General features: G+C 31.9%; 14 protein-coding genes. All 14 read right to left on the bottom strand.

The window, feature by feature from the left end; translation table 11 throughout:
• Position 1 precedes the first annotated feature (1 nt).
• The 14 genes from HZF24_RS10200 to nagB all read right to left on the bottom strand — a co-directional run bounded on the left by HZF24_RS10200 (position 2) and on the right by nagB (position 14,492).
• Positions 2–1,024 carry an EpsG family protein gene (locus HZF24_RS10200; protein WP_179238216.1) on the bottom strand — a complete coding sequence of 341 codons (1,023 nt, stop codon included), beginning with the start codon at positions 1,022–1,024 and terminating at the stop codon, positions 2–4.
• A gap of 36 nt (positions 1,025–1,060) precedes the next feature.
• Positions 1,061–2,086: a glycosyltransferase gene (locus HZF24_RS10195; RefSeq protein ID WP_179238215.1), complete on the bottom strand. Its 1,026-nt coding sequence runs from the start codon at positions 2,084–2,086 to the stop codon at positions 1,061–1,063.
• 58 nt (positions 2,087–2,144) lie between these two features.
• On the bottom strand, positions 2,145–2,975 hold the full coding sequence (locus HZF24_RS10190) for a glycosyltransferase (RefSeq protein WP_179238214.1): 831 nt from the start codon (positions 2,973–2,975) through the stop codon (positions 2,145–2,147).
• Positions 2,975–3,838, bottom strand: coding sequence for an NAD-dependent epimerase/dehydratase family protein (locus HZF24_RS10185; protein ID WP_179238213.1), 864 nt, complete (start codon positions 3,836–3,838; stop codon positions 2,975–2,977). Before HZF24_RS10185 ends, HZF24_RS10190 begins: the two co-directional genes overlap by 1 nt.
• 30 nt (positions 3,839–3,868) lie before the next feature.
• Entirely contained in the window at positions 3,869–4,486 is a 618-nt protein-coding gene (locus HZF24_RS10180; protein WP_179238212.1) for a sugar transferase, read from the bottom strand.
• 120 nt (positions 4,487–4,606) lie between these two features.
• Positions 4,607–6,496 carry a polysaccharide biosynthesis protein gene (locus HZF24_RS10175; protein WP_179238211.1) on the bottom strand — a complete coding sequence of 630 codons (1,890 nt, stop codon included), beginning with the start codon at positions 6,494–6,496 and terminating at the stop codon, positions 4,607–4,609.
• Positions 6,497–6,515: 19 nt separating this feature from the next.
• Entirely contained in the window at positions 6,516–8,357 is a 1,842-nt protein-coding gene (locus HZF24_RS19350; protein WP_179238210.1) for an O-antigen ligase family protein, read from the bottom strand.
• Between the two features lie 269 nt (positions 8,358–8,626).
• A complete protein-coding gene (locus HZF24_RS10165) occupies positions 8,627–9,088 on the bottom strand; it encodes a COG2426 family protein (RefSeq protein WP_179238209.1) in 462 nt (153 codons plus the stop codon).
• Between the two features lie 131 nt (positions 9,089–9,219).
• The gene (locus HZF24_RS10160; protein ID WP_179238208.1) at positions 9,220–10,170 is read right to left on the bottom strand and encodes an LCP family protein; all 951 of its coding nucleotides are present in this window, start codon (positions 10,168–10,170) and stop codon (positions 9,220–9,222) included.
• Positions 10,171–10,498: 328 nt separating this feature from the next.
• A complete protein-coding gene (locus HZF24_RS19000) occupies positions 10,499–10,828 on the bottom strand; it encodes a nucleotidyl transferase AbiEii/AbiGii toxin family protein (RefSeq protein ID WP_246346058.1) in 330 nt (109 codons plus the stop codon).
• Between the two features lie 8 nt (positions 10,829–10,836).
• Positions 10,837–11,103 (bottom strand): nucleotidyl transferase AbiEii/AbiGii toxin family protein, encoded by a 267-nt coding sequence (locus HZF24_RS18995; RefSeq protein ID WP_246346056.1) that lies wholly within the window; start codon positions 11,101–11,103, stop codon positions 10,837–10,839.
• Complete coding sequence (locus HZF24_RS10150) at positions 11,103–11,702, bottom strand: type IV toxin-antitoxin system AbiEi family antitoxin domain-containing protein (RefSeq protein ID WP_179238207.1); 600 nt, start codon at positions 11,700–11,702, stop codon at positions 11,103–11,105. Before HZF24_RS10150 ends, HZF24_RS18995 begins: the two co-directional genes overlap by 1 nt.
• A gap of 234 nt (positions 11,703–11,936) precedes the next feature.
• Positions 11,937–13,589 carry an EAL domain-containing protein gene (locus HZF24_RS10145; protein ID WP_179238206.1) on the bottom strand — a complete coding sequence of 551 codons (1,653 nt, stop codon included), beginning with the start codon at positions 13,587–13,589 and terminating at the stop codon, positions 11,937–11,939.
• A gap of 177 nt (positions 13,590–13,766) precedes the next feature.
• Positions 13,767–14,492 (bottom strand): glucosamine-6-phosphate deaminase, encoded by a 726-nt coding sequence (gene nagB / locus HZF24_RS10140; RefSeq protein ID WP_179238205.1) that lies wholly within the window; start codon positions 14,490–14,492, stop codon positions 13,767–13,769.
• Positions 14,493–14,515: the final 23 nt, after the last annotated feature.

Genomic DNA, 14,515 nt, shown 5'->3' with positions numbered 1-14,515 from the left:
ATTAAAAAATTTTAAAATTGAATTGATACGGAAGCATATTATTACTCATAAAAATAGTTAATGTAAAATATAATAATGAGAATATGTAAATTATGGACTTTACAAAAATTTTTTCCCTAAATTTATTAGCAATAATTGGAGTCAATATTAAATATGAGTAAAAAAAATAATTATTAAATCTCATAAAAACTACATTACTCACATTATCAGTAAATAAAGCTAGCAAAATTAGCATTAATGAACTTATACTCATATTGTAATACATTTCCTTTTCTTTAGATATTCCATATCTTTCTACAATATAAATTACACAAATCCCTATAAAAACAAAAAGTAAAAGTGTTTTATCTATGTCATATTCTCCGTAATTAATATATTTGCCATACGAAAACAAATCCATAATCCAAAAAATTATTTTTGAACGCATTATTATAAAAACACTAAAAAAGGCAATAATTAATGTTTTTAATTCATATCGTCTTTTCATCGCTATAGCTATAGGTAAAATAATAAATGCACTTGAATGAAATAGTCCTGCTAATATAATCCAAAAAATTACTTTAACATATTTATTCTTTCTTATAAATTTCAACGAATATGCAACTATTGAAATAGCTAGTGCTTGACGCACACCATTCATCGAACTAAGGTAAAACGGTCCAATAAGTAAATATAGAATTGAAGACATAACATAATCTACTGATTCTTCCTTAATAAATTTATAAGTAAAGAAAACAGTTAATGAGCTCATTATTAAAAAAACAAGTTGATAAGTCCCTCCAATTTTACTTATAAATAAAATCAGATATTCATAACCTTTTTCAATTTTCCATGGATAGACTCCACTAGCTACATCGTTAAAAATACTTGCATAATTAAAATAATCTGTTCCTACTCCATATCTAAATCCACTAAATAAAGCCAAAATCACATAAGGTAAAATCCTCAACCATTTATTTTTTTTTGTAAAAATAATCAAATAAGAATATACTGTAAATACAAAGTAATATACTGAAGCTCCCAACCATTCACCTCCTTATAATGTTGAATAATTTAATGCTCAATCTATTTTTTTAGATATTAAGTTCTTTGCGTACGCAATCATAACTATTACCCAATATAAATTCAATTTAGCAATAGGAATTAACACTTTTACTCTTTTTTCTAAGCTATCATAGTCTATATCATACTCGTATTCATCTCTAAAATTTTTAATTGCTTCCTTAGCATACTTGTTAGCTTTTTTTACTCCGTAATATGCAACATGTCTGTATATGGACACTATTACAGATGTATAAACAAAACTATTATACGTACGCGAATAATATTCATAAACATTCATTTCATCAAGCACTTTTTTTAACTTTAAATATATAGGCTTATAAGGATCTTCATTAAAAGATCTTGATTGACTATCTCTATGTACTACATAATGATAATTAGTATCTTTACAGAAAGAAATTCTTTTAGCTGTATGAAGAAGCTTAAAACTATAAATAGCCTCCTCCCCAATACTATCATTTGTATATCTGATATTTTTGGATTCTATGTGATCTACCGATACTACTTTTCTAACACCACCCCATGGAATCTTTCCTGTCATCTGATATCTAATTATTGTATCTTTATCTTTTCCCTTATATAATGACATATTTTGATTTTTAATGAAATTACCATTATCATTCTCCTGTATTACATCTATAAATATAACTTCCGGCTTATTTATTATAATATTCTTTGCTAAAGTTTCCAAATAATTTTTATCAACCCAATCATCTGAATCCAAAAATACAATATAGTTAAAACTTCTATTTCTATCATAGTTATTTACAACATGCTCTATAGCATTATTACGTGTTATTCCTGGCCCTTGATTTACAGAATTGGCAAACACTTTAAACCTTTGATCTTTCTTAGAATAATCCTTTAACACTTTAAAACTTCCATCTTTAGAATTATCATCAACAATAATTGCTTCCCAATTTGTATATGTTTGAAATAATATACTTTCTAAACATTTCTCTAAATACAGTTCTGAATTATATACAGGCACTATAATATAAAATTTAACACTTATATCATTCATTAATAAACAAACACCACCCAATTTTATACTAATAAATTACTTACTACTCTCTTATCTCTTAATTTTTGGTACTTCTTAAATACTTATTCAAAATTTTCTTAAGAAATCTAATCGGAACTAGAAATATTACCAATTGTCCAATAGTAACAAATACTAAATCCTCAATACTACAGTGACCTCTCTTCCAAATTTCAAACTGAACATTAATGTAACTCTTACAATATGACCAACTTTTTCTACGTTTAAAGTTATCTTCATTCGATCTAAACAACAAAAGTGATTGATTTATGTTTTGTGCAATACATCCATTATTAATCATTCTAGAAAAAAGATCTAAATCTTGTTTTCTTCTCATTTTACCATATCCACCACATCTAATTACTTCAGATTTTTTATACATAACAGTTGGATGATTAAATGGACTTCGACGCTTCATGAATTTATATATTTCATCATTTGTCGTTGGTACAATCCTAGAGGAAATTATATTACTAGGGCTATCATAAAATTCATCAATCATTGTTCCAACAATACATAAATCTGGATTATTAATGAATTGCTTGATTTGCAATTCACAACGTTCTGGTAATGAAATATCGTCGGTATCCATCCTTGCCACGAGCTCATTTCTACTATGTCTAATTCCTTCATCCAATGCTCGACCTAACCCAATATTCTCTTTAAGTGATACAATATTAAACAATTTAGGATATTTATCTATATAACAATCAATTACATCTTCTAATTCATCTGTCAATTCTCCATCCTTAACAATCACAATTTCATCTGGCTTAAGAGTCTGGTTAATCATGCTCTCTAAACTTTCAACAAAATACTCAGGTTTTTCTTTTATATATATTGACATTAATACACTATACTTTGCTTCCATCAGTCTAAACGCTCCGTTAATTCAATAGATTCTTTTAATGATATATTTTGGTAACTAGCTTTAGCATAATTGCTCATAGAATGCTCATAAACCAAATTACCAAATACCTTACCCACAATTCCTATTCCAAACATTAATCTTACTATTGGATTAAACACCTTAGTTAATCTTATCTTCTTTCCATGCACTTCAGCAATCAGTTTAACAATCTCACTAGTATTTACATACTCTTTATTTTGTGGGAAATACAATCCACTCTCTTCATTATCAATAATTAACTTAATAAATTCACATAAATTATCTATATAAAGTATGCTGCGTTCATTATTAATATCAGGAAATATTAATATTCTCTTGGCAAATCTTGCAAGTCTTGTATAATTTCCTTTAGACCCTTTACCATAAATCATTGGTGGTCTAATTATAACTATTTTAAAATTATCACTTTCAATTAATCTAATATGCTCTTCTGCTTGAAGTTTACTTTTTCCATAAAAGTTACTTGGTATTGGAACTGTATTTTTATCAATAACTCCTTTACTGCTTCTACTATCACCATACACAATTATACTACTCATAAAAACAAACTGTTTAACGCCTTCTTCTTTAGCCTTTTTAGCAGTTTCAATTACAAGATCTCTATTTACTTTATAATATAGGGCTTCCATCTTCGGAGCAGATGATACATGCGCTATCCCAGCAACATGAAACACAACATCATACTGAGAGAAATCTTTCTCCTTCCATGTTTCATCTTTCATATCAATCGTATTTACTTTATATTTATTAGGCTCTCTCATAAGCCAATTTTCTAGAGAATTACCTATATAACTATCTTTACCAGTTATTAATATGTTTTTCATTTTATCTATATCTCCTCAGACTTGGAATTATTAGTAATTTTTATCAGTTCTCTTCACTTTAGCTCCAATTCCACCTTCAACAACACCTTCGCCTCTTAGTACACTAAATATCGTCACAAAGAAACATTTGACATCCATAACTAATCCAATCTTCTTAGCATATTCCCCATCTAACTTTGCCTTTACATCAATCTCAAGCTCATCTCTACCATTTATTTGCGCCCATCCCGTAAGACCTACAGGCACATCATTGGCACCATATTTATCTCTTTCTTTAATAAGATCATACTGATTCCATAGTGCTGGTCTCGGACCAACGATACTCATCTCTCCCTTAAAAATATTGATAATTTGTGGCAGCTCATCTAAAGAAGTTCTACGCAAGAATTTACCTACACTCGTAATCCATTGATCCGGATTTTCTAAAAGATGCGTCGGGATATCTTTCGGGGTATCAATGCACATGGTTCTAAACTTTAATATGTGAAAATGACTCTTATGAATCCCGACTCTCTTTTGTTTAAAGAAAATTGGTCCTTTAGAGTCAAGTTTAATGGCAATAATTATTATTAAAAAAACAGGTGATAATATGATAAGCCCTGATAACGATAAGATAATATCAATTATTCTTTTTATATATTTATACATTTTTACCACCTTACTATGATAGCTTTTGTAACACCTAGAAACATAAAAAATTTGCAAGATTCCTAACCAATATTCGAAATAACATAAAAAATACTGTGCGTTTATTCATGGCAAATTACATTAAGCACAACTGATTTTCGTTGTTTTGTCATTCTTTGTTCTCTTGTACGTTGGGACCAATCTTTCAATTAAAAGTATTATTGTTTCTATATCCAAATCATAAGCTGCTTTTTCCAATTGTACTATCAGTTCAAACAGTTCCTGTTCATCAAATTCTGTTGGTCTTTCTATAAATACCTTATCTATATTTGTTTTAATCTGATTTTTGTCTTGGCTTATAAGCAGTTCTTCATAAAGTTTCTCTCCAGGTCTTAACCCTGTATATTGGATATTTATATCAACTTCCGGCTCCAGTCCTGACAGTCTGATTAAATTATAGGCAAGTTCTTTAATTTTAACTGGCTGACCCATGTCCAATACAAATATTTCACCGCCCTCAGCCATCGAAGAGGCTCGAAGAACCAACTGCACTGCTTCTGGTATAGTCATGAAATATCTGGTTATTTCTTCATGTGTTATTGTTACAGGGCCGCCTGCTTTAATCTGCTCTTTAAACAGGGGGATGACAGAACCATTACTGCCTAATACATTTCCAAATCGAACTGCTACAAATTCTGTTTTACTATGTTTGTTATAAGACTGAATTATCATTTCCGCAATTCTTTTTGTTGCACCCATAATATTTGTAGGATTAACTGCCTTGTCTGTTGAAATGAGCACAAATTTTTCTATTTTATACTCATGAGCTACTTGCACTAAATTGTATGTTCCTATTACGTTATTCTTTATTGCTTCCTCAGGATTTTTTTCCATGAGGGGCACATGCTTATGAGCCGCCGCATGAAATACGATATCTATATTTTTTGATTCAAATAATTTATTCAATTTATTCTTATCTCTTACGGAAGCAATCTCAACCTCCATAGTCAAGTCACCACCGTATGTTCTTAACAATTCTTGTTGAATGCTATATGCATTGTTTTCATATATATCCAAAATTATTAATTTTTCTGGTGAATATGAAGCAATCTGCCTACACAATTCTGAACCGATGGAACCCCCTCCACCTGTTACAAGGACGGTTTTTTCCTGAATATATTCTTTAGTCATTGAGCAATCCAAAGCAATTGGATCTCTGCCTAATAGATCCTCTACCTGAACCTCTCTTATTTTGTTCATTATTTCATTATCATTCGTCAGTAGACTGTATACCTCTGGCAGAATTTTTAATTTACATTTAGTATTTGCACAAATGTCAAGTACTCGTTTCTTGTTTTCTTTATCTATAGAAGGTATGGATAGTATTATTTCCTCTATATCATATTTTTTTACCATTGTAGGAATTTCTTCTGTTGAAGAAACAACAGGCACAGAACTTATATTCCTGCCTATCTTTGTTTTATCATCATCAACTATACATCTAACCATGTAATTATTAGGATTGTTCCTGCTTATTTCACTCAATATAGACACCGTAGCCTGTCCTGCTCCTACTATCATAATATTTGTGTAATGAGATAATTTTTTTGATCCCTTTTCACCTACAATAAGAACAGCTCTGTAAATAACTCTTATAGCCATTGTTCCAAAGCTTGTGACTATAAATGATACCAAGTAAACATAGTATCTGACAAATATATTAGAAGACTTCGTGAATATTAAAAATATTAAATTAGCTATAACGGAAGCTTTTAGACATTTATATATGTCCTGTATTCCTGCATATCGCCATATATTTTTATAAACGCCCATAACAACAAATGTTACCATGTATATTAATGTATAGATGTACCATGTATTCTCAAACCAATCTATTTTAGTAGGGTGAACACCACTTATGATATGTGGTGACAAGTATGAGATTATAACAATGAATGTATCTATAAGTATTAATACATATTTACGATATTTATTTAATAATTTATATATATTATTGTATAAATTTGACATTATTCTCCTCTTAATAAAATTAGGATATATTATTCTTCAACCTTATGTTAATACTCATGCCTAATCCCAGTATAATCCAAAACATTGGAGCAACACTAATTATACTATCATTAAATATTCCTGCTACTAAGTATCCTATAATGCTTACTACGCAGGATGCTCCTATGAATTTATCTAATGAATCAAAGGTTATTTTACTATATAACTTTAGGCTGCTAATAATATACATGATCCATATTGCTAATAATGGTATAAGGGATAGTATCCCTGTATTAGTTGCAATTTGAAGAAATAAGTTATGAGGTTTATCTACTACTATGACTGGATCGTTAAATGTATTTATTTTAGCTACTATATCGTCTTGGGGAAATGCCATAGGAAAGTTATCAGGTCCCGAACCTTTTATAATATATTTATTTAGTAAAATTATAGTTCGTCCCCAAATATACCCCCTGTTAGATCCTATTCTTTCTAATCCATCTAATGGTGTAAAAGTCTCAGCTATTATAGGGTCTATGATTCTACTGCCAGAACCTAATATCTTTATTACTCCATCAGATATATAAAAATTAACAGATGTCCAATTCCAATATGTTGCTCTTGAAATAGATACTCCTGGATAATTATTGGGGATTGTTATCCTATAATCTTTATACTTACGATCTTTAATGGTAAGTTTATTTCCATTGTTTTGGATTTCCAATTCGTTAAAGTCTTCATCTAGAAAAAATATTTTATTCTCATTCACTCTTAAATTTAGTGTTTCTCTATTTGTTTTTATGGAAAATTTATCTTTATTTAAATATATCTCTTCAAATTTTAATACATTATCATTATTTTCTTTAATTATTTCTATTTGCTTTTTAATATTAAATACTTCCAACCTATCAAATATCCTACCACCCGAAGCTTTATTTAATCCAAATAAAACCAACATAAAGGACATTAATAATACTGCAGATCCAATCCAATATTTCCTTATAACCTTCCTAAATAGCCACAAAGTAAACGGAACTGATACCGCTACTCCCAGATATCCAGCCCTTGAATTACATCCAATCCATATAAATATCATCAATACTACAGCTATTCCTGTAATTATTCTCTGCTTTTTAGTATTTGCTCCTAATAGGAATGCAACTGATAGCGGCAACATCAATGTAGCGAAGCTGCCGACAAAATTCGTATTAAACAATGTACCGTATATAGTTTTCGGTCCGAAGGAAAATGATAGGTCCTCTACAACTAAGTTACCCGGTATGATTAAGGATTTACCAATGCTTGTCTGGAAAAAATCAAAACCAAAATATTGTCCTACCCCTATGATTCCTTCTACTATCATAAGGAATAAGAAGGCATTTACAAAGAGATTTACATCTCTTTTGTTGTTAACAAAGTTGATTGTCAGAAATGTGATGGTAACATAGCTTAACAACACAAACATACCCTGGTACATATCCACAAACCCCCATAGAGCTGTTGGCTTGTCTATTGCAAACATGGTTGATATTATAACGAATAGTGCATAGATACCGAGAGGTATATAGTACTGTTTTAAGTTCTTAAGGGGCAGTTTTTTTTGCACATATAAGATAATATAAAATACTAGTGCAACTGCTGTCAGTGCGACTACCCACCATGATTTCCAATAGCTGAAGAAATCCAGGTACTGTTGCTGACCTGTCCAATATAATGATTGAGTTGTACCTGTAAGGTCAACATATTTTGCATATACTATTAAAGGTACAAAGCCTGCTATTAGTAATAGTGGTAGAAAATAAAAAACCGATAATTTTTTGTTTTCGTAATCTATAGTAATTGTATTCTTTTGCTTATTTTTGTTATCATTTTTAAATTTCACAGTATTACCCCGCATATGGTCTTTATTTGTCGTATAATATTGTAACACTATATGGATTGTGGCGCAATGGTTATTTATAGTATATGTGAAAGTATATATAGGGGCTGAGATTCTTCGCTATCGCTCTGAATGACAAAACCTAAGATCCTTCGCTATCGCTCTTAATGACACAAAAGAGGAGATCCTTCGCTATCGCTCATGGTGACAGGATCAAGAGATGAGATTCTTCACCTTCGGTTCAGAATGACATAATAGGGCTGTTATATGAGTTACCCTCCAAATATGCTTACAGCTCCAAAGCTTAAAGTCATTATGAATATGGAGGCAACGAGATTTCCGATTACAATTGTGGGAAAGGCATACTTAAATCTCAAATCAAGGAGTGAGGCAATGAGGCTTCCGGTCCATACTCCGGTGCCCGGCAGTGGGATTGCAACAAAAATAAACAGTCCCCAGTATCCGTACTTCTTGACATTGCCGCTTTTGTTCAAGGATCTGTGAATGAGCTTATGGATGATTTTTTTGAAGGTAACTGTTTCCTTTAAATAATTGAAAATGGGTCTTATTGTAAATAAAATTATAGGTACCGGCAGGATGCTTCCCAAAAAAGCAAGTATGGTAGCATGGATTGGTGACATACCCAAGGCTATCCCTACCGGAATTGCTCCCTTTACCTCCACTATGGGAAGTGCTGCGGTAAGTAATACTTTAAATTCGTTTAGTATAAGCATTTATGTCTCCGTTCTTCATTGCAGGTCTTCAATTGCATTTTACCATAATTTCATTTTGTGTACAAGGTCTCTTCTATTAATAAAGATGAGATCCTTCGCTACGCTCAGGATGACAAGGCACTCGGTATGACTTAATAACCTATATACTCCTTCAACAATTCCCTGTTTTTGGGTAAATCGGGAACAAGTACCGACATATCACGAATTGTGTCAGGGGTGAATGCACCGTCTGCCGGTATGCGGTATGTTTCTATATCTGAAACACCCATGAGTATAATATTTGATGTGAGTCCTAATATTTGCGTGCTTGACAAATTGGTTGTTACAAGAGGTAAAATATCGTCTGTAATATCCAATAAGGTTTTTATATTTGAATTCTTCAGCTTGTTAAATACTGCTACAAGCACTTTTCTTTGACGCTCTGTGCGTTCGTAATCATCATGTCCTACATATCTGATTCTGACATGTTTTAAAGCGGTTTCTCCCGTCAGATTGTTTGTTCCTGTCTTGAAATTTACACCGCTTATGCTGCTCAGATAATATGCTTCGTCTACGTTTAAGTCTATATCTACTCCGCCTATTTTATCTATTATTTTCTCAAAGCCGGAAAAGTCTACTTCTACACATCCGTCAATTCCTACATGGAAGTTTTGTGCTACGGTTGCAGTCAGGAGGTCCATTCCGCCGAAGGCATAGGCGGCATTGATTCTGTTGTCAATGTAGCCGGGAATTTCCACATACATGTCTCTCATAAGTGATGTTAGTTTTATGGAATTACTTTTTTTGTTAACTGTAGCAATAATCATTGAATCAGACCGAGAGTTTTCTTCCTCTGAGCTTATGTCCTTACCTATTAAAAGGATATTGATTATTTCTTTGTCGTCTTCGGTAAATATATCATCGATATCAACTCGCGGTTCACCGTGTCTGCTTGCTATTATACCATTGTCTTCTGAATTTACAGCAGGCGGTTTTTCGTGGCGATTGATTTTGTTTAACAATGAATTTACATACATGCTGCTTATTATCAATATTATTATTAAAATTGAAACAGACACCGACATTATTTTTTTATTTAACATAATCTTCTTTAATTTTTCCATTTCTCACTGCACCCTTACTTTATAGTCATTTATTATATTATTTGAAAGATATATATTCAACTGTTTTTTGTCGTGAATTCATTATATTATCCTCCAAAAATGGGAGAAGACCATTTGCACTCAAATGCAAGTGGTCCATATCTAATATTTTAGCTTGAAAAGCATTTACTAAATACCATAATTAATTTGCTTACCTTTAAATATATTTTCTGTCCTTATAACTCCATTTATTAAAAAATTCATCCTCTTTAATTATTGAATCATAAGGTGGTAATATTAAATCAAGAATTATCAACTATAGTTCTCATCATTGTTCTTTCCACTTTTCTACATTGCTGTCCCATTTTTGCTGCCACTCGCTTTCATTTATAATTGCATTATACACCGGTTCAAGAAATATTTGTATTTTCTGTATAACAACATTAAAGTTTAACGAATCATTTTTTATGTTCTTCAAAAAAAATCTCCATTTAATTTGCATATCAGGATCATTTGCAAGATCGACTACACGCTGAAAGCTACTTTTTTCGTATGGTGTACCTCGATTTTGCAATGTTTCAAATATTGCCGTCTGCAATGTTGTTCCATCAAAATCAAATGTCATAGACAGATAGTAAATATCATAAAAATCTTTCATACGTCCCGTCAACTCATAACGCTGAAGAATTGCATCGAATTAGTTTGATGCCTAAGTAGGAAATCCACATCAATCGTTGCACGGCTTTCAAAATTAGTAAGAGTATAAATGAACAGTCCCCCTTTAAGAATAAAACTATTAGTATACTGTGACTTTGACAGCTTACGCAGAAATTCCTCCTGCATAAAAAGCTGCAAGCACTGCTGATAACTAATATTGGAAGCTTTTGCTTTGTTTTTAAGTTTGGCAAGAACAGATGCTGCAATATCAACCATTACAACCACACTCCAATCAAATCTTTCACTTTTCTTTGAACCCGAAGTTCCTTTGCATACTGCATCAGGTTAGGAATATTCTTTTTTGTGTCTTTAACATAGCCCTGAATTGCTTTATTGAACACTTCTTTATCCATACGATTCATATTTTTCAGGCAGTCACAGATGGTACGGTCCTTGTCATAAATACGCACAGGTGTTTCGTCTATGGTCCCTGTACTTTCACCTATATGCAGCAGGTAAGGCTCTGTACGATATGCCTTTATAAACGGATAGTCGATTTTTACACGCTGCTTAGAAACATTTTTATCTATGGCAAAATGCCATTCAACAGGATTTCTGTCACTATACCCATAATAGAAAAGTGCTGTGTCCATGCAAAGAATTGCATCAGGAAACAGGCTGTTAATAATAACAACCTCACTGCTGTTAGATTCATCAATCCAATGATAATATCCACGTTTTACTTTCTCAATAAATCCTTCACTCAATAGCCTTTGGATATCCGCATAATATATTTTATAAGAAGTCAATTCAGCAGTAGTAAGTACATTTCCGTGTTCTTTAAACGTTTCTTTAATTTTATCTATCTTTGTCATATGTTATCCTCTACTAAACCACGTGGTTTTAAGCCAATCGATGGGTGCTTTAATATAGTATATTCGATTTGTCGACCAAAGTCAATTTATTAAATCAATCTTATTATTCTTATCTATTTTTGACGCTTAAGATAACAGATGGTTTAATGACATGAATCGCAGAGAGATTCCTCGCTTGCACTCGGAATGATACAACAAGATGAGATCCTTCGCTTTGCTCAGGATGACATGTTTTCAGGATGACTCTTCGCTTTGGCTGACATACTCCTCTAACTCCTCCGGCGGGAGAGGTTTGGCATAGTAGAATCCTTGTATCATGTCACAGTCAACAATTTTGAGGATTTCTATTTGTTCTATCATTTCGACGCCTTCCGCAACTACTTTTATGCCGAGGCGGTGGGCGGCGCTGATGATATAATCTACTATGATTAGTTTCTCGTCCTTTATGATTTTGTCTATGAAAATTTTATCAATTTTAAGATAATCGAATTTATCTGCAAAATCAACCAGATTCTTTAATGAATTGTATCCGGTACCATAGTCATCAAGGGATATCTTTATACCCATATGCTTTAAGCTTTTAAGGGTTTTAGCAGCGGTTTCTCCGTCATTTATGATGGAGCGTTCTGTTAATTCAAATTGTATGTTTTTAGGTTTTATGTTGTTTGATGATATACAATCCTTTACATAATCTATGAATGTTTCATCTGATAAATCTCTGGCTGAAACGTTTATTGAAACGGGTATTTCTATACCCTTATCATTCCATATTTTTATTTGATCTATTACATTTTTTATAACCCACTTGGTTATTTCATTGATGAAGCCGGCATCTTCTGCTATTTTAATCAGTTCTGCTATTGACATATTGTTGTGATTAGTGTCATTCCATTTAAGCAATGCTTCTACACTTACAACCTGATTTGTTTTAACGTTTACTATGGGTTGGTAATGCATTTTAAACATGTTGTCTTTCAATGCATGATACAATGAAACAAGGTCCTGATAGTATCTGTCTTTTTCTTTTTCTGCCATATCGTCATAAATCATTACGTCATTGTGGGTCATATCAGATAGCTTCAAAGACTTGTCGAGCATAACGATTATATTGTCAACGTCTGTTTCGTGCAACGGATAATTAACTATGCCTGCCTTAATAACAGGTGAAATAGGTAAATCATCTATGTATATGGGATTCTTCGTTTGCTGTATAAATTTCTTGGCTGAGTTATATGCCTCATTTATATTATACCCCGGCAGCATTATAACTATTTTGTTCCCATAGGCAGAATAAACGCATTTATTGCAAAAGAATTCTCCCGCAATTTCATGCAGCCTTATGTATGATTTGTCACCTACTTCAAAATCTACGTACTGCCTGATCATATCCATATTTTCAAATTTAAACGATATTATGGATATATTTGAGTATTTTTTGCTGCTGATTTCTTTGTTTAAATCAACCTTCAGCTTATTTAAATTGTGATACCCTGTTGTAATATCCTCATATGCCTTTTTCTTTTCTAACTCGTTAAATTTGTTTAATTTCTCCGATAACTTTCCCACAATAAAAACAATCACTATGGATATAATAATTCTCAATACCCACAATGAAGTTGGCTGCATGGTGTTTGTCGCCGCATAAGGCATAAAAGGTCCCACAGCTAAACCGGCAATAACCGCAATCGCAATTCCATACCTTATACCGAATTTAATAACTATAATTAATATGGGAATATACAGCATCTGAACAACGGATGATGCGCCGCCCGTAATATACACAAGATAAGTTATTACAGCAATTTGTAATGCTACAAAGCTCATCCATACAACTATATTGTCTTTTTTTATACTATTCTCCACGAATTCCGATAACTTCTTATACATATACATTCCCCCTATACACCGCTCATATATATTTCGGCAAATATAACAAAAAGTTCGGGGCTTATGCCAAATTTATTATAAATTTAGCTTAAACCCCAATTGTTTAATTATGAAAAGATGAGATTCTTCACTTCGTTCAGGATGACAAAAGTGTCAGAATGACAAAGTCAATATATTTTACAATTTGCTTGCCGCTTCTTTGTCAATAATGACTGTTACATCATCATGCATTTGCAATATGGATGCAGGTACCTGGGGAGTTATTTTTCCTTTAACCGCTTTAGCTATTGCGGTTGCTTTTGCAGAGCCTGTTGCGATTAAAACGATTTTCCTGGCGGAGGAAATTGTTTTTACACCCATTGTGATTGCCTTTGTCGGAACATCTTCAATTTTCTCAAAAAACCTTGCGTTTGCTTCAATTGTATCTTGAGTTAAATTAACCTCGTGTGTAAATGGTTCAAAATATTCATTTGGTTCATTAAAACCGATATGTCCGTTATTGCCGATACCTAAAAACATGATATCCATAGGTCCTTCGGCTTTTAATTTATTTTCATATCTGATTGACTCCTGATTTATATCTTTTGCCATACCGTTTGGTATGTTAATATTTTCGGGTTTTAAATTTACATGAGAATAAAGATTTTCATTCATAAAATAATAATAGCTTTGGTCGTTACTTCTGTCTAATCCCATGTACTCATCTAAATTAAATGTTTTTACATTTTCAAATGAAACATTGTTATTCTTGTATTCGTCAACTACAATTTTGTACATTCCTGTTGGTGAACTGCCTGTTGGTAGTCCTAATACTGCGTTTGGCTTGTTTTTTACTACATTTAACAAATATTCTGCTGCTGCATCACTTACTTCCTGATAATTATTTTTGATAATTACTTCCATTTATGCTCCTTTAATATATTAAA

This window comes from Sedimentibacter hydroxybenzoicus DSM 7310, from assembly GCF_013403245.1.
In the GTDB taxonomy this organism is placed as follows: domain Bacteria; phylum Bacillota; class Clostridia; order Tissierellales; family Sedimentibacteraceae; genus Sedimentibacter; species Sedimentibacter hydroxybenzoicus.
The sequence above is the reverse complement of the archived record's forward strand: the minus strand, read 5'-3'. Positions and strand labels throughout refer to the sequence as shown.